This is a genomic window from Pseudomonas sp. DE0010 (assembly GCF_007680745.1).
GTDB classification, from domain to species: domain Bacteria; phylum Pseudomonadota; class Gammaproteobacteria; order Pseudomonadales; family Pseudomonadaceae; genus Aquipseudomonas; species Aquipseudomonas parafulva_B.
The window spans coordinates 159,799-182,217 of record NZ_VEJQ01000007.1; the positions used below are offsets into that span (position 1 = coordinate 159,799).

Annotated in this window: 17 protein-coding genes, 2 tRNA genes and 1 pseudogene; 15 read left to right on the forward strand and 5 right to left on the reverse strand. The window is 63.3% G+C overall.

The genetic code is table 11. The annotated features are described in order from the left end of the window. Positions 1 to 58: 58 nt before the first annotated feature. Positions 59 to 1,123, reverse strand: a complete 1,065-nt coding sequence (gene queG / locus FS767_RS07980; protein WP_058637985.1) for a tRNA epoxyqueuosine(34) reductase QueG — start codon at positions 1,121 to 1,123, stop codon at positions 59 to 61. 64 nt (positions 1,124 to 1,187) lie between these two features. On the opposite strand from queG, the gene FS767_RS07985 reads away from it, so the two are divergent. The 13 genes and pseudogenes from FS767_RS07985 to FS767_RS23465 all read left to right on the forward strand — a co-directional run bounded on the left by FS767_RS07985 (position 1,188) and on the right by FS767_RS23465 (position 15,569). Then, positions 1,188 to 2,048 (forward strand): NAD(P)H-hydrate dehydratase, encoded by an 861-nt coding sequence (locus FS767_RS07985; protein WP_144964788.1) that lies wholly within the window; start codon positions 1,188 to 1,190, stop codon positions 2,046 to 2,048. Continuing rightward, positions 2,036 to 2,518: a tRNA (adenosine(37)-N6)-threonylcarbamoyltransferase complex ATPase subunit type 1 TsaE gene (gene tsaE / locus FS767_RS07990; protein ID WP_058605813.1), complete on the forward strand. Its 483-nt coding sequence runs from the start codon at positions 2,036 to 2,038 to the stop codon at positions 2,516 to 2,518. Before FS767_RS07985 ends, tsaE begins: the two co-directional genes overlap by 13 nt. Positions 2,519 to 2,520: 2 nt before the next feature. Then, positions 2,521 to 3,951, forward strand: coding sequence for an N-acetylmuramoyl-L-alanine amidase (locus FS767_RS07995; RefSeq protein ID WP_058605814.1), 1,431 nt, complete (start codon positions 2,521 to 2,523; stop codon positions 3,949 to 3,951). Next, on the forward strand, positions 3,948 to 5,837 hold the full coding sequence (gene mutL, locus FS767_RS08000; protein WP_058637987.1) for a DNA mismatch repair endonuclease MutL: 1,890 nt from the start codon (positions 3,948 to 3,950) through the stop codon (positions 5,835 to 5,837). The genes FS767_RS07995 and mutL overlap by 4 nt, the downstream gene beginning before the upstream one ends. A 1-nt stretch (position 5,838) precedes the next feature. Continuing rightward, a complete protein-coding gene (gene miaA, locus FS767_RS08005) occupies positions 5,839 to 6,810 on the forward strand; it encodes a tRNA (adenosine(37)-N6)-dimethylallyltransferase MiaA (RefSeq protein ID WP_144964809.1) in 972 nt (323 codons plus the stop codon). Positions 6,811 to 6,904: 94 nt separating this feature from the next. Further along, entirely contained in the window at positions 6,905 to 7,165 is a 261-nt protein-coding gene (hfq, locus tag FS767_RS08010; RefSeq protein WP_015272006.1) for an RNA chaperone Hfq, read from the forward strand. Between the two features lie 12 nt (positions 7,166 to 7,177). Beyond that, on the forward strand, positions 7,178 to 8,479 hold the full coding sequence (gene hflX, locus FS767_RS08015; RefSeq protein WP_058605817.1) for a ribosome rescue GTPase HflX: 1,302 nt from the start codon (positions 7,178 to 7,180) through the stop codon (positions 8,477 to 8,479). Positions 8,480 to 8,575: 96 nt separating this feature from the next. Then, entirely contained in the window at positions 8,576 to 9,754 is a 1,179-nt protein-coding gene (gene hflK, locus FS767_RS08020) for an FtsH protease activity modulator HflK (RefSeq protein WP_058637989.1), read from the forward strand. Continuing rightward, a complete protein-coding gene (gene hflC, locus FS767_RS08025; protein ID WP_144964789.1) occupies positions 9,754 to 10,623 on the forward strand; it encodes a protease modulator HflC in 870 nt (289 codons plus the stop codon). Before hflK ends, hflC begins: the two co-directional genes overlap by 1 nt. A gap of 287 nt (positions 10,624 to 10,910) precedes the next feature. Next, complete coding sequence (locus tag FS767_RS08030; RefSeq protein ID WP_023532898.1) at positions 10,911 to 12,098, forward strand: ATP phosphoribosyltransferase regulatory subunit; 1,188 nt, start codon at positions 10,911 to 10,913, stop codon at positions 12,096 to 12,098. Between the two features lie 56 nt (positions 12,099 to 12,154). Then, on the forward strand, positions 12,155 to 13,447 hold the full coding sequence (locus FS767_RS08035; protein WP_144964790.1) for an adenylosuccinate synthase: 1,293 nt from the start codon (positions 12,155 to 12,157) through the stop codon (positions 13,445 to 13,447). 1,003 nt (positions 13,448 to 14,450) lie between these two features. Next, positions 14,451 to 14,663 (forward strand): annotated as a pseudogene (locus tag FS767_RS23460) (methyl-accepting chemotaxis protein); the annotation flags it as partial. Positions 14,664 to 14,864: 201 nt separating this feature from the next. After that, on the forward strand, positions 14,865 to 15,569 hold the full coding sequence (locus tag FS767_RS23465) for a methyl-accepting chemotaxis protein (protein WP_371921580.1): 705 nt from the start codon (positions 14,865 to 14,867) through the stop codon (positions 15,567 to 15,569). Positions 15,570 to 15,583: 14 nt separating this feature from the next. Here the strand turns inward: FS767_RS23465 and FS767_RS08045 are convergent, their stop codons facing one another. The 4 genes from FS767_RS08045 to FS767_RS08060 form a co-directional block, all read right to left on the reverse strand. Then, positions 15,584 to 17,149 carry an iron ABC transporter permease gene (locus tag FS767_RS08045; RefSeq protein WP_144964792.1) on the reverse strand — a complete coding sequence of 522 codons (1,566 nt, stop codon included), beginning with the start codon at positions 17,147 to 17,149 and terminating at the stop codon, positions 15,584 to 15,586. Further along, on the reverse strand, positions 17,149 to 18,162 hold the full coding sequence (locus FS767_RS08050) for an extracellular solute-binding protein (protein WP_144964793.1): 1,014 nt from the start codon (positions 18,160 to 18,162) through the stop codon (positions 17,149 to 17,151). Before FS767_RS08050 ends, FS767_RS08045 begins: the two co-directional genes overlap by 1 nt. A gap of 242 nt (positions 18,163 to 18,404) precedes the next feature. Then, a tRNA-Leu gene (locus FS767_RS08055) sits at positions 18,405 to 18,491 on the reverse strand. Positions 18,492 to 18,577: 86 nt separating this feature from the next. Then, positions 18,578 to 18,664, reverse strand: a tRNA-Leu gene (locus FS767_RS08060). A 271-nt stretch (positions 18,665 to 18,935) separates the two neighbouring features. Here FS767_RS08060 and rnr point away from each other — a divergent pair. Beyond that, positions 18,936 to 21,518 (forward strand): ribonuclease R, encoded by a 2,583-nt coding sequence (gene rnr / locus FS767_RS08065; protein WP_144964794.1) that lies wholly within the window; start codon positions 18,936 to 18,938, stop codon positions 21,516 to 21,518. Continuing rightward, positions 21,515 to 22,261 (forward strand): 23S rRNA (guanosine(2251)-2'-O)-methyltransferase RlmB, encoded by a 747-nt coding sequence (rlmB, locus tag FS767_RS08070; protein ID WP_144964795.1) that lies wholly within the window; start codon positions 21,515 to 21,517, stop codon positions 22,259 to 22,261. Before rnr ends, rlmB begins: the two co-directional genes overlap by 4 nt. Positions 22,262 to 22,419 lie beyond the last annotated feature (158 nt).

Consider the following 22,419-nt stretch of genomic DNA (forward strand, 5'->3'; position numbering starts at 1 on the left):
GCTACATCGCAAAGGTGCAGAGGCCGCTGTGCGGTCTGTCGCGGCCTCCCCTAGAGGGTCATGCCACCCCGTGCCGGGCAAGCGCCCATTCCACGTGTTCCCTCACCAGTGGCGAGGCATCGTCGCGCCGCGCCTTGAGGGCTTCGATGACCGGGATCGTGGAAGGGGCGTTGCCCAGGCCGACGGCCAGGTTGCGCAGCCAGCGCTCATAACCGGCACGGCGCAGAGGCCCGCCTTCGGTCTTGCGCAGGAAAGTAGGCTCATCCCACAGGAACATCTGCGCCAGTTCCGCATTCTCCAGGCCGTGGCGGGGCTGGAAGTCCTGCTCGCGGGTGGGCTTGGCGAAGCGGTTCCAGGGGCAGACGATCTGGCAGTCATCGCAGCCGAACACCCGGTTGCCCATCATCGAGCGCAACTGCACCGGGATCGGCCCCTTGAGCTCGATGGTCAGGTAGGAGATGCAGCGGCGGGCATCGAGCACGTACGGGCCGACGAAGGCCTGGGTTGGGCAGATGTCCAGGCAAGCCGTGCAGCGGCCGCAATGCTCGCTGGTGGTGGCCTGGTCCACTGGCAGGGGCAGGTCGACGAACAGTTCAGCCAGAAAGAAATAGCTGCCAGCCTTGCGGTTGAGCAACAGGGTGTTCTTGCCGATCCAGCCAAGCCCGGCTTGTTCGGCCAGCGCCTTTTCCAGCACCGGCGCGCTGTCGACGAAGGCTCGGTAGCCAAAGGGGCCGATGGCCTGCTGGATGCGGTCGGCCAGCGACTGCACACGCTTGCGCACCAGCTTGTGGTAGTCCCTGCCCAAGGCATAGCGGGATACGTAGGCCTTTTCCGGTTGGGCCAGGCGCTGCGCCATTTGCGTGTCGCCGGGCAGATAGTCCATGCGCAGCGAGACGACGCGCACGGTGCCTGGAATCAGCTGCTCTGGGTGGGCACGCTTGCTGCCGTGTGCCCCCAGGTATTCCATCTCCCCCTGATAACCGGCGTCCAGCCAGCGCTGCAGGTGATGCTCGTGTTCGCCCAGGTCGATACCGGCGATGCCGACGTGGGCAAAGCCCAGTTCCTGGCCCCACAGCTTGATGTTATGGGCCAGTGCGTCGAGGTCAGGAGTGAAGGCGGACATGGATGGGCAAGCAATACGGGCAGAGGTGCGTATAATTCTGCCAGACATTGGAGCTTTTGACCCCATGCAACAGACCAGTAACCCCGTACACGCCCCCGCAGTGCTGAGCAGCCTGGCCGTTGCCCGCCTGCCGCCACGCCCTGCTCAGGCCCATAAAGGTGACTTCGGCCATGTGCTGGTGGTCGGCGGCGACCTTGGCACCGGCGGCTCCGTCCTGCTCAGCGCCGAGGCCGCGTTGCGCTGCGGCGCAGGGCTGGTGAGCGTAGCCACGCGGCCGGAGCACGTGGCCGCCGGGCTGACCCGCATGCCCGAAACCATGTGCCTGGGCGTGCAGTCGGCCAACCAGTTGATGACCGTGCTGAGCCGCGCTTCTGTGGCGGTCGTGGGGCCTGGCCTGGGGCAGGCGGCATGGGGGCGCAGCCTGCTGTCCGCCGTGGCCAACGCCGAGGGCGCGCAGGTCTGGGATGCCGATGCCCTGAACCTGCTGGCAGCCTCGCCCCTTGCGCTGCCCAGTGGCAGTATCCTGACCCCGCACCCAGGCGAAGCTGCACGGCTGCTGGGCATTTCCACCGAAGCGGTGCAGGCGGACCGCCCGGGTGCAGCGCGCAAGCTGGCACGCCGCCACAACAGTGTGTGCGTGCTCAAAGGGGCAGGTACCTTGGTCGCCGATCCCGAAGGGCGGTTGGCGCGCTGCGACCGTGGCCATCCAGCCATGGCGGGCGCAGGCCTTGGGGATGTGCTCAGTGGTGTGTGCGGCGCGCTGCTGGCCCAGGGGCTTGGCGCCTGGGACGCCGCAGGCCTGGGCGTCTGGCTGCATGCCTGTGCTGGCGAGCGCCTGGGTAGCGGCGGCCGGGGGTTGGCGGCCAGTGATCTGATACCTGTGATTCGTGCGTTGTTGGAGGAGCATTCAGCGTGTCTGGCTTAAACCTGTTTCTGGCCGATGAAGCGGCCATGGTTGCCTTTGGCGGCCAACTGGCCGGTGTGACCGGTGGGCGCGGGATCATCTTCCTGGAAGGCGACCTCGGCGCTGGCAAGACAACCCTGTCTCGCGGCCTCATTCGTGGGTTGGGCCATACGGGTGCAGTGAAAAGCCCTACGTTTACCGTGGTAGAACCCTACGAGATTGGTGATGTCCGAGCTTTTCACTTCGACCTCTATCGGCTGGTCGATCCGGAGGAGCTTGAGTTCATGGGCATTCGTGACTATTTCGAGGGTGATCCACTGTGCCTGTTCGAGTGGCCACAAAAGGGTGCGGGCGTTTTGCCAAAGCCTGACCTGACCATTACCATAAGCCCCCAGGCGAGCGGACGCTCGCTTGTACTTTCGCCGCAGGGGGCTCGCGGCGACGCCTGGTGCGTGGCACTGGCCGAATACTATAAACAGCAAGCGGGGTAGGTATGCGCATACGCGCACTGGTCGCCATCGTTGGGCTTTTGCTGACAACGGTGACCGTTGAGGCTCTGGCCGTCACTCAAGTCAAGAGCGTGCGCCTGTGGCGTGCGCCGGACAACACCCGGCTGGTCTTCGACCTGTCTGGCCCTGTGCAGCACAGTGTCTTCACATTGAGCGCACCCGATCGGCTGGTCATCGACATCAACGGCGCAACCCTGGGCGCACCCTTGAAGGTGGCGACGTCCAATACGCCGATCAGCAGCGTGCGCTCGGCCCAGCGCACGCCGACCGACCTGCGGGTGGTCGTGGACCTGAAGAAGTCGGTCACGCCCAAGAGCTTCACCCTGGCGCCTAACGCGCAATACGGCAATCGCCTGGTGGTCGACCTGTACGATCAGGAGGCGGACGCCATTGCCGCCAGTGCCCCACCGCCTGCGCCGCCACCGGTGCAAACGCCAGCCACCACGCCAGCGGTGCCCGTCACGCCAACCCAGCCAGCCATCAAGCTGCCACCGGTGCCCAGTGGCAAGCGCGATATCGTGGTGGCCATCGATGCCGGCCACGGTGGCGAGGATCCAGGCGCTTCGGGCTCCAGCGGGCAGCATGAAAAAGACATCGTCCTGCAGATCGCCCGCGAACTGCAGCGCCAGATCAACAGCGAGAAGGGCTTTCGCGCTGAGCTGACGCGCACCGGCGACTACTTCATCCCGTTGCGCAAGCGCACCGAGATCGCCCGGAAGAAAGGCGCCGACCTGTTCATCTCCATCCACGCCGATGCTGCCCCGTCGCGCGCTGCCTTCGGCGCCTCGGTGTTCGCCTTGTCCGACCGCGGTGCCACCTCCGAGACCGCACGCTGGCTGGCCGATACGGAAAACCGCTCCGACCTGATCGGCGGTGCCGGCAATGTCAGCCTCGATGACAAGGACCGCATGCTGGCCGGGGTGCTGCTCGACCTGTCGATGACTGCCACGCTCAGTTCCAGCCTCAACGTCGGCCAGAAGGTGCTGGGCAACATGGGGCGTATCACCTCGCTGCACAAGCAGCGCGTGGAACAGGCCGGCTTCATGGTGCTCAAGTCCCCGGACATTCCCTCGATCCTGGTGGAGACCGGCTTCATCTCGAACAATGCAGAAGCGGCCAAGCTGGCCACACGCAGCCACCAGCAGGCATTGGCCCGCTCCATTCACACCGGGGTTCGCCAGTACTTCCAGCAGAACCCACCGCCAGGCACTTACGTGGCGTGGCTGCGCGACAGCGGCAAGATCGCCCAGGGCCCGCGTGAACATACGGTGCGGCCTGGCGAAACCCTGGCCATGCTTGCGGTTCGCTATCAGGTCAGCGTCACCAGCCTGCGCAGCACCAATAGCCTGAAGACCGATGAGCTGAAGGTCGGCCAGCGCCTGGACATTCCTGCCACCACGTTGGCTTCGCAATGAGCGGCGGCTCACGTATCCAGCTGCTCAGCCCGCGGCTGGCCAACCAGATTGCGGCTGGCGAGGTGGTGGAACGGCCGGCATCGGTTGCCAAGGAGCTGTTGGAAAACAGTCTTGACTCCGGTGCTCGCCGAATCGATGTGGACGTCGAGCAGGGTGGCATCAAGCTGCTCAAGGTGCGCGACGATGGCAGCGGCATCTCTGCCGACGACCTGCCGCTGGCGCTGGAGCGCCATGCCACCAGCAAGATCCGCGAGCTCGAAGACCTTGAAGGCGTCCTGAGCCTGGGGTTTCGCGGTGAAGCCTTGGCCTCGATCAGCTCGGTCGCACGGCTGACCCTGACCTCGCGCACGGCCAACGCCAGCGAAGCCTGGCAGGTGGAAACCGAAGGGCGTGAGATGACCGCACGGGTGCAGCCTGCTGCGCACCCAGTCGGCACGTCCGTGGAAGTGCGCGACCTGTTTTTCAACACGCCGGCGCGGCGCAAGTTTCTCAAAGCCGAGAAAACTGAATTCGACCACTTGCAGGAAGTGATCCGGCGCCTGGCACTGGCCCGGTTCGACGTGGCCTTCCATCTGCGGCACAACGGCAAGAGCATTCTGAGCTTGCACGAGGCACGCGAGGAGGCCGACCGTGCCCGGCGGGTGGGCGCCATCTGCGGTCCGGGTTTCATGGAGCAGGCCCTGCCCATCGACGTGGAGCGCAACGGCCTGCGCCTGTGGGGGTGGGTCGGGTTGCCGACCTACTCGCGCAGCCAGGCAGACTTGCAGTACTTCTTCGTGAACGGGCGCGCGGTGCGCGACAAGCTGGTGGCCCATGCCGTACGCCAGGCTTACCGGGACGTGCTGTTCAACGGCCGTCACCCCACCTTCGTCCTGTTTCTTGAGCTTGAGCCCAATGGCGTGGACGTCAACGTTCACCCGACCAAGCACGAAGTGCGCTTCCGTGAAGGACGCAGCGTCCACGACTTTCTGTACGGCACCTTGCACCGTGCCCTGGCCGATGTGCGTCCCGAAGACCAGTTGGCTGCCCCGGCTGCCCTGCCTGAGGCGACCCGCCCGACGGGGCAGCAGGCAGGCGAGTTCGGGCCCCAGGGCGAAATGCGCCTGGCTGCGGCCGTGCTCGAGCAACCGCGTGCTGCGCCGTCTCCCGTTGCCGGCAGTGGCAGCGGCGCGGGTTACCAGTATCAATACACACCCAGGCCGTCGCAGCCATTGCCGGCTGCCGAGGCCCAGGCGGTCTATCGCGAGTTCTATAAGCCCTTGAGCGAAGGCGCCGCCGCGCTGCCGGAAAGCCAGGGCGACATCCCCCCGCTTGGCTTCGCGTTGGCCCAGCTCAAGGGCATCTACATCCTGGCCGAGAACGCCGCAGGCCTGGTGCTCGTCGACATGCATGCCGCCCATGAACGGATCATGTACGAGCGGCTGAAGGTGGCCATGGCCAGCGAGGGTCTTAGCGGTCAGCCGTTGCTGGTGCCCGAAACGCTCGCCCTGAGCCAGCGCGAGGCCGATTGCGCCGAAGAACACGCCGCCTGGTTCCAGCGCCTGGGCTTCGAGTTGCAGCGCCTTGGCCCGGAAACCCTGGCGATTCGCCAGATCCCTGCGTTGCTCAAGCAGGCTGAAGCCAACCGCCTGGTACAGGATGTGCTGGCGGACCTCATGGAGTACGGCACCAGCGACCGTATCCAGGCGCACCTGAACGAATTGCTCGGCACCATGGCCTGCCACGGTGCCGTGCGTGCCAATCGGCGCCTGGCGATCCCGGAGATGAACGCCTTGCTGCGCGATATGGAAAACACCGAGCGCAGCGGCCAGTGCAACCATGGCCGTCCCACCTGGACCCAGATGGGCCTGGATGATCTGGACAAACTATTCCTGCGCGGTCGATGAAATGAGTGGCAAGCCCCCTGCAATATTCCTGATGGGCCCGACGGCGTCAGGCAAGACCGACCTCGCCATCGAGCTGAGCAAGGTTTTGCCCTGCGAGCTGGTGAGCGTCGATTCCGCCCTGGTCTATCGGGGCATGGACATCGGTTCGGCAAAGCCCTCCAAGGCTGTGCTGGCTGCCCATCCGCACCACCTGATCGACATCCGCGACCCGGCCGACGCCTACTCGGCTGCGCAATTTCGTGCCGACGCCTTGCGCGTGATGGCCCAGATCACAGCCCGCGGCAATATCCCATTGCTGGTGGGCGGAACCATGCTCTATTACAAGGCGTTGACCGAGGGGCTGGCCGACATGCCGGCGGCCGATGCCCAGGTCAGGGCCGAGCTCGAGGCCCTGGCCGAGGCCGAGGGCCTGGCGGCGCTGCACCAGCAATTGGCTGAGGTCGATCCGGAGTCGGCCGCGCGCATCCATCCCAACGATCCGCAGCGGTTGATCCGGGCGCTGGAGGTGTATCGGGTCAGCGGGCAAAGCATGACGGCCCATCGACAGCGTCAATTGGCTGAAAGTAGCGGTGCAGACGCAAGCGCCTGCGGTCATTTGCCCTATACTGTCGCCAGTCTTGCGATTGCGCCTACAGATCGTCACATTCTGCATCAGCGAATTGCGTTACGATTTTCACAGATGTTGGAACAGGGCTTTGTCGACGAGGTCCGATTGCTGCGAGCCAGAAGTGACTTGCACGCCGGGCTGCCGTCTATACGGGCAGTGGGCTATCGGCAGGTCTGGGATTACCTGGACGGCCAGCTGACTGAGAATGAGATGCGTGAACGCGGTATCATCGCGACCAGGCAGCTGGCCAAGCGGCAATTCACCTGGCTGCGTAGCTGGCCAGACGTGCATTGGCTCGACAGCCTGGCCTGCGACAATCTGTCCCGCACCTTGAAATACCTTGGGGCCGTCTCCATATTGAGCTGAGTCCCTGCTGATTGCCGTCTATCCTTGTGAAAGCCGGCCTTACTTATCGTTTTTTCAGATTTTCCAATTATTTATCCTTACAGGAGTGCGGCATATGTCAAAAGGGCATTCGCTACAAGACCCTTACCTGAATACCTTGAGAAAAGAAAAGGTTCCGGTTTCGATCTATCTGGTAAACGGCATCAAGCTGCAAGGCTCGATCGAATCGTTCGACCAGTTCGTGGTGCTGCTGAAGAACACCGTCAGCCAGATGGTTTACAAGCACGCCATTTCCACTGTTGTACCTGCCCGCCCGGTTCGTCTGCCAAGCCCGTCCGATTCCGATCACGGCGACAGCGAGCCAGGCAACGCCTGATAGGAGCCTGCATTGTTCTTTGAGCGCCACGGTGGTGGTGAACGCGCGTTGCTCGTTCACTTGGAAGGTCAGAACCCTGAGGCGCGCGAAGACCCGCAGGAGTTTCAGGAACTCGCGTTGTCGGCCGGTGCCGACATCGTCTCGCTTGTAACGGTCTCGAGGCATCAGCCCTCGGCCAAGTACCTGATTGGCAGTGGCAAGGTCGAGGAGTTGCACGACCGTGTCCATGCCGAGCAGGTAGACCTGGTGATTTTCAATCACACCCTCACGCCCAGTCAGGAGCGCAACCTCGAACGCGTGTTCGAGTGCCGTGTGCTCGACAGGACCGGGCTGATCCTGGATATCTTCGCCCAACGGGCACGTACCCACGAAGGCAAGCTGCAGGTCGAACTGGCCCAGCTTGAGCACATGAGTACGCGGCTGGTACGCGGTTGGACCCACCTTGAGCGACAAAAAGGGGGTATTGGCCTGCGGGGGCCGGGTGAAACCCAGCTCGAAACCGACCGTCGCCTGCTGCGCGTACGCATCCGGCAGATCAAGTCCCGCCTCGAGAAAGTGCGCAGCCAGCGTGAACAGGCGCGTCGCGGGCGCAAGCGCGCGGACATTCCGTCGGTCTCGCTGGTGGGCTACACCAACGCCGGCAAGTCCACGTTGTTCAACGCCCTGACCCAGTCCGAGGTGTACGCCGCCGACCAGTTGTTCGCCACCCTCGACCCGACGCTGCGTCGGCTTGAGCTCAACGACCTGGGGCCTATCGTGCTGGCCGATACCGTGGGCTTCATTCGCCACCTGCCGCACAAGCTGGTCGAGGCGTTTCGGGCTACGCTCGAGGAGTCGAGCAACTCCGACCTGCTGCTGCACGTGATCGATGCCCATGAGCCTGAGCGCATGGAGCAAATCGAGCAGGTGCTGGCCGTATTGGGCGAGATTGGCGCCGAAGGCTTGCCGATCCTCGAGGTGTATAACAAACTCGACCTGCTCGAAGAGGTCGAGCCGCAGATCCAGCGCAATGCCGACGGCAAGCCTGAGCGGGTCTGGGTTTCGGCACGTGACGGGCGTGGCCTGGAGTTGGTTGGCCAGGCGATTGCCGAGCTGCTGGGTGATGATCTGTTTGTCGGCACCTTGTGCCTGGAGCAACGTTTTGCCCGCCTGCGCGCGCAATTCTTTGACCTGGGCGCGGTGCAGAGTGAAGCGCATGATGAAGAAGGGCGCAGCCTGCTGAGCGTGCGTCTGCCCAGGGTAGAGCTCAATCGCCTGGTCAGCCGTGAAGGCATGGAGCCGCAAGTGTTTGTCGAGCAACACACTTTGCAATAAATGCCCTACGAGGTCGTCGGGCAGCAGTGACAGGCATTCTGTAGCATTGGACGGCGCGCCGTGGGCGCGTCTTTGCTTTATCAGATGGAGAGCGCTATGGCTTGGAACGAGCCGGGTGGCAACTCGAACAATCAGGATCCCTGGGGCGGCCGCCGCGGTGGCGGTGGTGGCGGCGACAAAAAAGGTCCGCCGGATCTGGACGAGGCCTTCCGCAAACTGCAGGACAGCCTCAACGGCATGTTCGGTGGTGGCAAGAAACGGGGTGGCGGTGACCGCAATGTCGGCAAAGGCGGCGGCCTCGGGCTGCTGGCCATCGGCCTGGCAGTGCTGGCGGCCATCTGGCTGTACAGCGCCGTGTATGTCGTCGACGAGCAGGAGCAGGCCGTTGTGCTGCGCTTCGGCAAGTACTATGAGACGGTCGGTCCCGGCCTGAACATCTACTTCCCGCCGATCGATCGCAAGTACATGGAAAACGTCACGCGCGAGCGGGCCTATACCAAGCAGGGCCAGATGCTGACCGAAGACGAGAACATCGTCGAGGTACCGCTGACCGTCCAGTACAAGATCAGCAACCTGCAGGACTTCGTGCTCAACGTCGACCAGCCTGAGGTCAGCCTGCAGCATGCGACCGACAGCGCCCTGCGTCACGTGGTGGGCTCTACGTCCATGGACCAGGTATTGACCGAAGGTCGTGAACAGATGGCCGTGGACATCCGCGAACGTCTGCAGCGTTTCCTCGACAACTACCGCACCGGCATTACCGTTACCCAGGTCAACGTGCAGAGCGCGGCAGCCCCGCGTGAAGTGCAGGAAGCCTTCGATGACGTGATCCGGGCGCGCGAAGACGAGCAGCGTGCCCGCAACCAGGCCGAGTCCTACGCCAATGGCGTGGTGCCCGAAGCCCGTGGTCAGGCCCAGCGCATCATCGAAGACGCCAACGGCTACCGCGATGAAGTCATTGCCCGCGCCAAGGGTGAGGCCGACCGCTTCACCAAGCTGGTCACTGAGTACCGCAAGGCACCTGATGTGACCCGCGAGCGCCTGTACCTGGAGACCATGCAGGCGGTGTACAGCAATTCGAGCAAGGTCATGGTGGCAACCAAGGACGGGCAGAACAACCTGCTCTACCTGCCACTGGACAAGATGGTCGAAGGCAGCCGCAACTCGTCCGCACCTGCAAGCGGTGTATCGTCGGCCAACGACGCTGCCGCTGCGCGCTCGGCGCAGGACACGCAACAGCAACAGCAGCCGCTGCGCACTAGGGAGAGCCGCTGATGAGCAACCGATCGCTGATCGCCCTGATCGCCGCCGTGGTTCTGGCCATCGTGGCCTGGAACAGCTTCTACATCGTGTCCCAGACCGAGCGGGCAGTACTGCTGCGCTTCGGTAAGGTGGTCCAGGCCGATGTCCAGCCAGGGCTGCACGTGAAAGTGCCGTACGTGAACCAGGTACGCAAGTTCGACGCCCGCCTGATGACCCTCGACGCCCCTACCCAGCGGTTCCTGACCCTGGAGAAGAAAGCGGTGATGGTCGACGCCTATGCCAAATGGCGCGTCAAGGATGCCGAGCGCTTCTACACGGCCACTTCCGGCATGAAGCAGATTGCTGATGAGCGTCTGTCCCGTCGTCTGGAAAGCGGCCTGCGTGACCAGTTCGGTAAGCGCACCCTGCACGAAGTGGTGTCCGGTGAGCGTGACGCATTGATGGCCGACATCACCGCTTCGCTGAACCGCATGGCCAACAAGGAGCTGGGTATCGAGGTCATCGACGTCCGCGTCAAGGCCATCGACCTGCCCAAGGAAGTCAACCGCAGTGTGTTCGATCGCATGAGCACCGAGCGTGAGCGCGAGGCGCGCGAGCACCGGGCCAAGGGTAATGAGCTGGCCGAAGGTATTCGTGCCGACGCCGATCGCCAGCGCCGTGTGCTGCTGGCCGAGGCCTATCGCGAATCTGAACAGACCCGCGGTGAGGGTGATGCCCAGGCGGCTGCCATCTACGCCAAGGCCTACACGCAGGACGCTGATTTCTACGCGTTCTACCGTAGCTTGCAAGCCTACCGCGAGAGCTTCTCCAGCAAGAGCGACGTGCTGGTCCTGGATCCGAAGAACGAGTTCTTCCGCTTCATGGACAAGAGCAAGCCCTGAGTCGAATTCGGGCAGGCGCCCCGCCTGGCAGCTAAAACGCCAGGCAGGGTGCATCCCGAATCAAAAGGGGTGTATGATGAGTCAGCCGGGAAATTTCCCGGCTTTTTTGCGTCTGCAAGGTTGATCGGCTTGGTGTCGGTTCGCCTTTGACACGTTCGCAAGGCAATTCGAGGGTATCGGGTACGGTGGCTGCGCTGGGATCAGTGCTGCCCGTTGCTGTGCGCGATACCTGCTTTACTGACGGCCGGCTTGCTGGCGGCCGCCCGGACCAGAGGGGAAAAGGCGTAATGGCAACGGTAGACCGCTGGCTGCTGCCAGATGGCATCGAGGAAGTACTGCCACCTGAGGCTGCGCGCATCGAGATCGCGCGCCGCCAGGTGTTGGACCTGTTCCAGAGTTGGGGTTACGAACTGGTCGTCACCCCGCATATCGAGTACCTGGAATCGCTGCTTACCGGCGCTGGCCAGGACCTGGATCAGCGTACCTTCAAGGTAGTGGACCCGCAGTCCGGCCGCCTGATGGGCTTTCGTGCCGACTTCACGCCGCAGGTCGCGCGCATCGACGCCCATACCCTGCGCCGTGAAGGCCCAAGCCGGTTGTGTTACGCCGGCAGTGTGCTGCATGCCCAGCCGCGTGCTTTGTCTACCTCGCGCAGCCCTATCCAGCTGGGTGCCGAACTGTACGGTGATGCCAGCCCCACCAGCGATGTGGAGGTCATCAGCCTGATGCTCGCCACACTGCAGTTGGCCGATGTGCCTGATGTCCACATGGACCTGGGCCATGTGGGCATCTACCGTGGCCTGGCTCGGGCCGCCGGCCTGTCGGGCGCGGTCGAGCAGCAGCTGTTCGACGCCCTGCAGCGCAAGGCGGTCGACGAAGTGCAGGCGCTGACGGCCGACTTGCCAAAGGATGTGGGCAACATGCTGCGAGCCCTGGTCGAGCTGTGCGGCGGCAGGGAAGTTCTGGCCGAGGCCCGCGTACGCCTGGGTCGTGCACCTGCAAGCGTGCTGGCGGCCCTGGACGATTTGCTGGCCATCGCCGACCGGTTGGCCGCTCGTTACCCGCAGTTGCCGTTGTACTTCGACCTGGGTGAACTGCGCGGTTACAACTACCACACAGGCGTGGTGTTTGCGGTGTTCGTGCCAGGTGAAGGGCAGTCGATTGCCCAAGGCGGACGCTATGACGACATCGGTGCCGACTTTGGCCGGGCGCGCCCGGCTACCGGTTTCTCCACGGATTTGAAGACCCTGGTCACACTGGGGCGAGCGGAGGTCGTACTGCCCACGGGCGGCATCTGGATGCCGGACAGTGGCGATGCGGCCCTATGGCAGCATGTCTGCCAGTTGCGCAACGAGGGCCAGCGTGTGGTCCAGGCCCTGCCTGGTCAGCCGCTGAGTGCTGCCCTTGAAGCGGATTGTGATCGTCAATTGATTCAGCAAGACGGGCGCTGGCAGGTTCTGCCGCTGGCCCAGTGAGTTTCTGCGTCGGCAACAGGCCGGCAACCAAGTTTGCGTGAATGAGGACCAATGTAATGGGTAAGAATGTCGTCGTCCTGGGCACCCAGTGGGGTGATGAGGGCAAAGGCAAGATCGTCGATCTGCTGACCGAACATGCTGCCGCCGTCGTGCGCTACCAAGGTGGCCACAACGCGGGTCACACCCTGGTGATCAACGGTGAAAAGACCGTTCTGCACCTGATTCCATCCGGCATCCTGCGTGAAGGCGTGCAATGCCTGATCGGCAACGGTGTGGTCGTTGCACCCGATGCGCTGATGCGCGAGATCACCAAGCTGGAAGAGAAGGGCGTACCGGTGCGCGAGCGCCTGCGCATTTCCCCGGCTGCGCCGCTGATCCTGTCGTACCACGTCGCGCTGGACCAGGCCCGTGAAAAAGCCCGTGGCGAAGCCAAGATCGGCACCACCGGCCGTGGTATCGGCCCAGCGTACGAAGACAAGGTCGCCCGCCGTGGCCTGCGCGTGGGCGATCTGTTCCACCGCGAGCGTTTTGCCGCCAAGCTGGGCGAGCTGCTGGACTACCACAACTTCCAGCTGGTCAATTACTACAAAGAGCCTGCCATCGACTTCCAGCAGACGCTGGACGAGTGCATGGCCTATGCCGAACAGCTCAAGCCGATGATGCTCGACGTCACTGCCGAGCTGCACAACCTGCGTCGTGCCGGCAAGGACATCATGTTCGAAGGCGCGCAAGGCTCGCTGCTGGACATCGACCACGGTACCTACCCGTACGTCACCAGCTCCAACACCACCGCTGGCGGTATCTCGACCGGTTCCGGCGTGGGTCCGATGTACCTGGACTACATCCTGGGCATCACCAAGGCCTACACCACTCGCGTAGGTTCGGGCCCGTTCCCGACCGAACTGTTCGATGACACGGGCGCCACCCTGGCCAAGCGTGGCCATGAGTTTGGCTCCACGACCGGGCGTGCCCGTCGTTGCGGCTGGTTCGATGCCGTCATCCTGCGCCGCGCCATCGACGTCAACAGCATCTCGGGCATCTGCCTGACCAAGCTCGACGTGCTGGACGGCCTGGAGACCATCAACATCTGCGTAGGTTACAAGGATGCCAATGGCGAAGTGATCGAAGCCCCGACCGATGCCGACAGCTACATCGGCCTGCAGCCTGTGTACGAAACACTGCCGGGCTGGAGCGAGTCGACCTTGGGTGCCAAGACCCTGGAAGCGCTGCCTGCCAGTGCGCGTGCCTACATCACCCGTATCGAGGAACTGATCGGCGCGCCGATTGACATCATCTCCACCGGCCCGGACCGCAACGAGACCATCGTGCTGCGTCATCCGTTCGCCTGATCTGCCCTGCAGGCTGATCTGACGCCGTGGCCCTGAACAGGGGCCGCGGCGTTTTTCATTGTGGGTATGAAACGCGCATTGCTTGGACTTGGCGTGTATCCCCGCTGCTACCGGCATAACCCTTGCTGTAAGAAGTGTCTGTCGATGCCATCAAAGTACTGGCGCCAGAAAACACGAGGGTTTCACCGTGTCTGCCATCCTTTCGCTGTTACGAAGCCGCCTGTTGCGGCCTGTTTTTGTGGCCTTGGGTATCGCCCTTTTGGTGCAAGTGCTGGTGGCCGTTGCCCTGACACGAAGCACCGTTTCGGCCCTTGAGCGCGAACTGGCCGAACGCCTGGGGCATGACAGCCAGCAACTCACGACCGATCTGGAGCAAGCCGGCCAGGAGGTGCGCGCAGGCCTCGATGGCCTGTCTGCCAGTACTCGCCAACGCTTGAGTGCAGGGCTCTCGACGCGCCTGCAGGCCGAGCAGCAGCAACTGCGCGAGACCCTCGAAGGCACGCTGAAGGAGTCCGCCAACGACATGGCAGAGTTGCTGGCCTCGGTGGCGCCGCGCGCCATCTGGGACAAGGATGTGCCGGTGCTATCGGATTTCGCCCGACGGGCGCAGCGCAATCCCAACGTACTGTTCGTGATTTATGACGATGCAGAAGGCCAGCACCTGACCCGCTACCTGAACCGACAGAACCCGATCAACCAGGCGTTGCTCGAGAAGGGCCAAGGGGAGCGAGCGCTGGACAAGGTGATCGAGGCCGCCCGCCGTGACCCTGCCGTGTACATGGTCGAAGCGTCGATCAACCCAAACGGGGCGCAAATCGGCAAGGTGCTGCTGGGTGTGTCAACCGCCGGTATCGATCAGCAACTGGCCGCGCTGGATCAGCGTTTCGCAGCCTTGATCACCAGCAGCGAACAGCTGGTTGGCGACAGCCTGGTAGGGGCGGCTGCCGACAGTGGCAAGACACTGCGTGAACGCCTTGAGGCTGCGCAAGGCAGCGCCGCGGCCATGCAGAACAATACAGCGCAAACCGTGCGCGATGCGGCGGCTGAATTGCGTTGGCGCATCGGCCTGGGCTTGGTGCTGGTAGGGTTGGGCGTGCTGTTGGTGGTGGCCGTGGTGCTGGGCCGGCGTGTAGTGAGCAAGTTGCGCCTGTTGATCGCGGCGCTCGATGACCTGGCGGCGGGAGAAGGCGACCTGACCAAGCGGGTACGGCTGGACAGCCGCGACGAGATTGGCGACATGGCCTCTGCGGTCAACCGTTTCGTCGACAAGCTGCAACCTATCGTGCGCGAAGCCGGCGACGTCGCCCAGCGCACCGGGGTGGAAATCGGCGCCATGGCCCAGCGCAACGCAGGCGCCGATGCCGCCGCTGCGTTGCAACGTGATGAAGTAGCGGCCAGTCTGAGCGACCTGTCGAGCATGGCTGAAGAAGCCCAGGCCGAGAGTTACGCCATGCAGGCCGCCTTGCAGCAAGTGGTGGATATCCGCCAGGCCACCGACGAAAACAGTCGAACCTCGACGCAACTGGCCGGGCTGATCGAAAACCTGGCTGGGCAGGTGGACGCAGGCTCCCAGGTCATTGAGCGCCTGGCCAAGCAAAGTGAGCAGATCGAGGTGGTACTGACGGTGATCCATGGCATTGCCGAGCAGACCAACCTGCTGGCCCTCAACGCTGCCATTGAAGCGGCCCGTGCCGGCGAGACCGGGCGCGGCTTTGCCGTGGTGGCGGATGAAGTCAGGGCGTTGGCGAGCAAGACGCAATGCTCCACCGGTGACATCCAGGCGCATATTGCCGCGCTGCAGGCAGGGGCCAAGGAGGCGGTAGCCACGATCAGCCAGGCGGGTGCAAAGGCCAGCGAAGGGCTGCTGGTGCTGCGTGACAATGAGCGTCGACAGCAGTCAGTACAGGCTGCCGTCGAGCAGGTGCATGCGGCGATAGGCCTGGCCACCCGCGCCGCCGAACAGCAAGCCAATGGCGCGCAAGCGGTGCGCGGCAGGGTGCAGAACATTCATACCCAGGCCGAGCGTTCAGCTGAAGTGGTGATGCAGACCACGGCAAGCAGCAAGGTGCTGGACGATCTGGCGGCGCAGCTTCGGGCGAGTCTGGGCCAGTTCCGGGCTTGATGCGTTTGAGGCCATCACGCCCGGTTCAGGTACATCCGCGTTGTCAGCAGGTACACCGGCAACCCCGACACCACAATCAACAACGCCGCATACGGGGCCGCGGCTGCGAACTCCACATTGGCCGTGTGTGCCCACACTTCAGTGGCAAGGGTCGTCATGCCGGTCGGGCTGAGCAGCAACGTTGCCGTCAATTCCTTCATGGCGTCCAGAAACACCAAGGCGAAGGCCGCTGCCATCGCCGGGAAGATGATCGGCAGGGTCACTTTGCAGAACGCGGCGAAGCTGCTTGCACCCAGGGTGCGGGCTGCTTCTTCCAGTGTAGGAGATGCCTTGTTCAAGGCTGTGCGCACGGGCGACTGGGCCAGAGGGAGGAACAGCAGTGCATAGGCCAGAAGCAGTAGCGCCGTGGTCTGGTATAGCGCCGGCACATAGTGCAGGGCGAAGAACACCAGCGTCAGGGCAATGACCAGGCCGGGCAGGGCATGCAGCAGGTACGGCAAGCGTTCTGCCCAAATGGCCAGGCGCCCCTTGTAGCGCACCACCAGGAAGCTGATCGGCAGAGCTAGCACGACGCAGAAGCCGGCGCCGCCTAGCGACACGGACAGCGAGGTGAGCAGTGCACTGGAAATATCCGCAATGGGGAACGCTGCGGAGGAACCCACACTGAGCCAGTAACCGAGCATGGCCAATGGAATACCGCTGCCCAATACTGCCAGGCCCAGGCAGAACAACTGAGCAGGCATTGCCCAGCCACGCAGCTTTATAGGCTGAGCGCGGCGTGCCACGCCCTGGCCGATGCGCACATGCCGGGCCTTGCCGCGTACCCGCAGCTCCAGCCAGAGCATGACCAGGCACATGGCTAGCAGTACGGCAGAGAGCATGGCCGCGTTGGCGTTGCTGAACTCCAGCTCGAACTGTTGGTAGATGGCGGTGGTGAATGTCTGCAGGCCTAAAATCGACAGCGCGCCGAATTCCACGAGCATGTGCAGGGCAATCAACAAGGCGCCCCCGAGCATCGATGGCCACAGCAGGGGCAGGGTGACTTTCCGGTACACGCTCCAGCGGCTACAGCCCAGGGTGCGCGCCGACTCCTCGAGTGAGGTGTCCAGGTTGCGCAAGGTGGCGGCCACTGGCAGGAAGATCAGCGGGTACTTGGACAGGGCCATCACCAAAATGGCGCCGCCCAGGCCCTCGAAGTCAGCGCTCAGCGAGACCCAGGTGAAGCTGCTGACGAACGACGGCACGGCAAAGGGCAGGCACAACACCACCCCCCACAGCCTGCGACCGGGCAGGTCGCTGCGTTCGAGCAACCAAGCCAGCGCCAGGCCAACCACCATGCAAGTCAGGGTTACCCCGACCATCAACAACAAGGTATTGCGCATCAGCCCCCATACATAGGGGCGCCACAACAGATACAGCGCCTCTCGCCAGCCGGCTTCCCAGGCTTTGATGGCCACATAGAGCAATGGCAGCACGCTCATCGCCACCAGGAAAAGCACGGGCAGCACCACCCAGATCGAGGGGCGCTTGCGGCGCGGTACGAAACGTACCGGCACCGGCTGGGTCAGGGCGGCAGTCATTAGAGCAGACCGACCTCACGTTCCAGTTCGATGGCTTCCTCGGCATTGCCCAGGTCGGCAGGCGAGATCTTGGGCGGGCGCAGGTCTTCGAACGGCTTCAGGCCCCGGTCGGAGACCATGCCCTTGTGCAGCGGGTACTCGGCTGTCGTCTGGGTGATGACGCGCTGGCCTTCTTCGCTGGCCATCCAGTTGAGCAGGGCCTGGGCTTCCCTGGGGTGCTTGCTGGCCTTCACGGCCGCGGCACCCGAAATGGTCACCAGGTTGCCGGCATCGCCGTCGGCCAGGTAGTACAGCTTGGAATCGAGCTTGCCGCGCTCGCGCTCCAGGGCGTACCAGTAGTAGTTGTTGACCAGCACCGCGTCCACTTCACCTTTCTCCACGGCCTTGAGCGCGACCATGTTGTTGGTGTAGGTCTTGCCGAATGCCTTCAGGCCGGTCAGCCATTCTTCCGTTGCCTCGCGACCATGCATCTTCAGGATGGCTACCGCCTGCTCCTGGAAAGCCCCGCTGGTGGGCACGAAGCCAACACGCCTGTCCCATTCAGGGTTGGCGAAGTCCATCACCGTGGTCGGCAGGTCCTTCTCGTCGATTTTCTTGGGGTTGTACACCACCACCCGGGTCCGCGCGGTCACGCCCATCCAGGTGCCGTTGGCGGCGACATATTCCTTGGGCAGCATGTTGAGCGTGGCATCATCGATCTTTGCCAGCAGGCCCAATTCACCCAGGTTGTTCAGGGGTGGCGACTCTTCGGTATAGATGATGTCGGCCGGCGAGCGCTCGCCTTCTTCGATGATCTGGCTGGCCAGCTGGTTGCTGCTACCCTTGCGAATATTGATATGGATGCCGGTCTTGGCTTCATAAGCCTTGGCGATGGCCTCGCCGATTTCCTTGTGCTGACCGTTGTACATGGTCAAGGTGACCGGCGCGTCTGCCATGGCGGCCGGAGCGCCGATGACCAGGCTCAACATGGCGGCGGCCAGGGTGCGCATCAGCGGTTGCGGGCGGATCGTCATGCGGGTACTTCCTCGCTTACGGCTACATATTCGGAAACAATGGTAAACGAAATCGTTTCTCATGTGGCGAGGTGACGATAAATTCATTGAGCGGGTTACGTGGGGTTATGCACGCATCGGAAGGGGCGGGGGGTTGAGCCTTGCGCGCCGTCTTGCAGAAGGCCGGACGCACGGAAGGGCGCGGCCAAGGTGCTGAATTTCAGGCAAGAAAAAACCCACTAGCAAGCTAGTGGGTTTTTGTATGGTGCCCAGGAGAAGACTCGAACTTCCACGACCGTTAAGTCACTGATACCTGAAACCAGCGCGTCTACCAATTCCGCCACCTGGGCAAAGCTTTACATCATCTGATGAAGGCGACTATTGTTCGCTTCACACAGTAGTAACAGATCCTTGGTCATCTATTACTTGAAAATTTTGGTGCCCAGGAGAAGACTCGAACTTCCACGGCCGTTAAGCCACTGATACCTGAAACCAGCGCGTCTACCAATTCCGCCACCTGGGCACACATTCGAGATAAAAGATGCTTTACAGCGCCGCTCATCTCTACTACAACTTCGGGGTTGTCCGTCGTTGTGGTGCGCACTATACGGATGCTCCCAAGGGCTGTAAAGCCCTCGATCAAAAAAAATCTCAAAAAATTCAACTTGTTGATTTCATGGGCCTATTGCCGATTGCCGAGCGCTCCTCAGGGGGCTGTCCAAGGCTGACATTTCCGGTTTCAATACGCCTATGCCAGAATTCCTATCTATATACCCCAAGGTGAACCCCTTCTGATGGCCGATTGGCAATCCCTCGATCCCGAGGCCGCTCGCGAAGCGGAAAAATACGACAACCCCATTCCCAGCCGTGAGCTGATCCTGCAGCGCCTTGCCGACCGTGGCGAACCGGCCGCGCGCGAGGAGCTGGCGGCAGAGTTCGGTCTGCACGAAGAAGACCAGATCGAAGCACTGCGTCGCCGCCTGCGGGCCATGGAGCGCGACGGCCAGCTTATCTACACCCGGCGCGGCACCTATGCCCCGGTGGACAAGCTGGACCTCATCTGCGGTCGCGTCTCCGGCCACCGCGACGGCTTCGGCTTCCTCATTCCCGACGACGGTAGCGAAGACCTGTTTCTGAGCCCGTCGCAGATGCGCCTGGTGTTCGATGGCGACCGCGCCCTGGCTCGCGTATCCGGCGTCGACCGCCGTGGCCGCCGTGAAGGCGCGCTGGTCGAGGTCGTCTCCCGCGCCCATGAAAGCGTAGTCGGCCGCTACTTCGAGGAAGGCGGCATCGGTTACGTGACCCCCGACAACCCGAAGATCCAGCAAGAAGTGCTGGTCACGGCCGGGCGTAACGGTGGCGCGAAGATCGGCCAGTTCGTCGAGATCAAGATCACCCATTGGCCGACGGCGCGGTTCCAGCCACAAGGCGATGTGGTGGAAGTGGTCGGCAACTACATGGCGCCGGGCATGGAAATCGACGTTGCCTTGCGCAGCTACGATATCCCACACGTTTGGCCCAAGGATGTGATCAAGGAGGCCCGCAAGTTCCGCTCCGAGGTCGAAGACAAGGACAAGGAAAAGCGCGTCGACCTGCGCCACCTGCCCTTCGTGACCATCGACGGCGAGGACGCGCGCGACTTCGACGATGCCGTTTACTGCGAACCGCTGGGCAAGCTGCGGATGTTCTCCGGTGGCTGGCGCCTTTATGTGGCGATCGCCGACGTGTCGAGCTACGTTCGCCTGGGCTCGGCGCTGGATGTGGAAGCCCAGCAGCGCGGCAACTCAGTGTACTTCCCCGAGCGCGTGGTGCCCATGCTGCCCGAGGAGCTGTCCAACGGCCTGTGCTCGTTGAACCCGCATGTCGATCGACTGGCCATGGTCTGTGAAATGACCATGAACAAGGCCGGGCAAATGGTCGACTACCAGTTCTATGAAGGGGTCATCCACTCCCACGCCCGCCTGACCTACAACAAGGTCAGCAGCATGCTCGAGCATTCACGCACCCGTGAAGGCAAGGCGCTGCGCGAGGAATACAAGGAAGTCGTCCCGGACCTGAAGAACCTCTACAACCTTTACAAGGTCCTGCTCGAGGCCCGTCACACCCGCGGTGCCATCGACTTCGAGACCCAGGAAACCCGCATCGTCTTTGGCGAAGACCGCAAGATCGCGGAAATTCGCCCGACCGTGCGCAACGATGCGCACAAGCTGATCGAGGAATGCATGCTGGCCGCCAACGTGGCCACGGCAGAGTTCCTGCAAAAGCACGGTGTGCCGGCCCTGTACCGCGTGCACGACGGCCCACCACCGGAGCGCCTGGAAAAGCTGCGCGCTTTCCTGGGTGAGCTGGGGCTGTCCCTGCACAAGGGCAAGGATCCGTCGCCCAAGGACTACCAGGCACTGCTGGCGAGCATCGCCGCCCGCCCGGACTTCCACCTGATCCAGACCGTGATGCTGCGCTCGCTCAGCCAGGCGGTGTACAGCACCGACAACAACGGCCACTTTGGCTTGAACTACGAGGCGTACACTCACTTCACTTCGCCGATCCGCCGTTACCCTGACCTGCTGGTGCACCGCGCCATCCGCAGCGTCATCCGTTCCAAGGTCGATACCCCGCACGTCAAGCGTGCCGGTGCCATGAGCATTCCCAAGGCGCGCATCTACCCGTACGACGAGAACACCCTCGAGCAACTGGGCGAGCAGTGTTCGATGACCGAACGCCGGGCCGACGAAGCCACCCGTGACGTGGTCAACTGGCTCAAGTGCGAGTACATGAAAGACCGCGTGGGCGAGACGTTCCCGGGTGTGATCACTGCGGTAACCGGTTTCGGCCTGTTCGTCGAGCTGACCGACATCTACGTCGAGGGTCTGGTGCACGTCAGTGCGCTGCCGGGCGACTATTACCACTTCGACCCTGTGCATCATCGTCTGTCGGGCGAGCGCACCGGCCGCAGCTTCCGCCTGGGTGACACGATCGAGGTCAAGGTCATGCGCGTGGACCTGGACGAGCGCAAGATCGACTTCGAGGTGGCCGACGCCACCTTGGCCGCTCCGATCGGTCGCAAGCAGCGTGGTGCAACGCCTGCGGCGGCCCCGACCGAGCAAGCACCGGAGCAAGTGAAGGCCAAGGCCACGCCCAAGCCGCGCAGCCGCAAGAGCGAAGCTTCCGAGGCGTACTTCCCCAAGGACGCCGTGCAGCGCAACGCCGAGGTGCGCAAGAGCCGCGAAATGAAAAAGGCGCTGATGACCGAGGCCCGCACTACCGGCCACGGCAGCAGCAAGTCGGACAAGGGCAGCAAGACGTCCGGCAAGCCTACCAAGCACCGTAAAGGGCCGTCGAAATCCGGCGCCTCACGCAAGAGCAAGAGCAATTCATGAGTCAGTTGGAAAAGATCTACGGCGTTCACGCGGTACAGGCGCTGTTGCAGCACCATCCCAAGCGGGTCAAGCAGATCTGGCTGTCGGAGGGTCGCAGCGAGCCGCGCCTGCAAGCGCTGCTGGCCTTGGCCGCCGAGAACCGCGTGGCCGTGGGTCAAGCCGAACGCCGTGAGATGGACGCCTGGGTCGAGGGCGTGCACCAGGGTGTGGTGGCCGAGGTGAGCCCCAGCCAGGTCTGGGGCGAGCTCATGCTCGAGGAATTGCTCGAACGCACTGAAACACCGCCGCTGATCCTGGTGCTGGACGGGGTGACCGACCCGCACAACCTCGGTGCCTGCCTGCGCACCGCCGATGCGGCGGGGACCACGGCTGTGATCGTGCCCAAGGACAAGTCGGCGACCCTTACGCCTGTGGTGCGCAAGGTCGCATGCGGCGCAGCCGAGGTGATCCCGCTGGTGGCCGTGACCAATCTTGCGCGTACGCTTGAGAAGTTGCAGCAGCGGGGGCTGTGGGTGGTCGGCACCGCCGGCGAAGCCGAGCAGGAAATCTACCAGCAGGACCTGACCGGCCCGCTGGTGATGATCATGGGCGCCGAAGGCAAGGGCATGCGCCGGCTGACCCGCGAGCACTGCGATTTTCTGGTGAAGCTGCCGATGAGCGGCAGCGTCAGCAGCCTGAACGTGTCCGTGGCCACTGGCGTATGCCTGTTCGAGGCCGTGCGCCAGCGTCAGGCCAAGGGTTGAGCCCAGGGCCGTGCCGGTCTTGTGGCCGGCGCGGCGTCAGCCTGACCTGACCACGTGAACTGATCCTGTGCAAGCAGCTGCACCCGTGGCGCGACAGGCGCCGCGTCGAAGTGTTTCCGGTTGTTCAAATAATCGCCAATTGCCTTGCTTGTCTGTCT

Coding starts and splice junctions, on each gene's coding strand:
- queG (WP_058637985.1), bottom strand. CDS start 1,123: ATGTCCGCCTTCACTCCTGACCTCGACGCACTGGCCCATAACATCAAG.
- FS767_RS07985 (WP_144964788.1), top strand. CDS start 1,188: ATGCAACAGACCAGTAACCCCGTACACGCCCCCGCAGTGCTGAGCAGC.
- FS767_RS07995 (WP_058605814.1), top strand. CDS start 2,521: ATGCGCATACGCGCACTGGTCGCCATCGTTGGGCTTTTGCTGACAACG.
- mutL (WP_058637987.1), top strand. CDS start 3,948: ATGAGCGGCGGCTCACGTATCCAGCTGCTCAGCCCGCGGCTGGCCAAC.
- miaA (WP_144964809.1), top strand. CDS start 5,839: ATGAGTGGCAAGCCCCCTGCAATATTCCTGATGGGCCCGACGGCGTCA.
- hfq (WP_015272006.1), top strand. CDS start 6,905: ATGTCAAAAGGGCATTCGCTACAAGACCCTTACCTGAATACCTTGAGA.
- hflK (WP_058637989.1), top strand. CDS start 8,576: ATGGCTTGGAACGAGCCGGGTGGCAACTCGAACAATCAGGATCCCTGG.
- hflC (WP_144964789.1), top strand. CDS start 9,754: ATGAGCAACCGATCGCTGATCGCCCTGATCGCCGCCGTGGTTCTGGCC.
- FS767_RS08030 (WP_023532898.1), top strand. CDS start 10,911: ATGGCAACGGTAGACCGCTGGCTGCTGCCAGATGGCATCGAGGAAGTA.
- FS767_RS08035 (WP_144964790.1), top strand. CDS start 12,155: ATGGGTAAGAATGTCGTCGTCCTGGGCACCCAGTGGGGTGATGAGGGC.
- FS767_RS23465 (WP_371921580.1), top strand. CDS start 14,865: ATGGCTGAAGAAGCCCAGGCCGAGAGTTACGCCATGCAGGCCGCCTTG.
- FS767_RS08045 (WP_144964792.1), bottom strand. CDS start 17,149: ATGACTGCCGCCCTGACCCAGCCGGTGCCGGTACGTTTCGTACCGCGC.
- FS767_RS08050 (WP_144964793.1), bottom strand. CDS start 18,162: ATGACGATCCGCCCGCAACCGCTGATGCGCACCCTGGCCGCCGCCATG.
- rnr (WP_144964794.1), top strand. CDS start 18,936: ATGGCCGATTGGCAATCCCTCGATCCCGAGGCCGCTCGCGAAGCGGAA.
- rlmB (WP_144964795.1), top strand. CDS start 21,515: ATGAGTCAGTTGGAAAAGATCTACGGCGTTCACGCGGTACAGGCGCTG.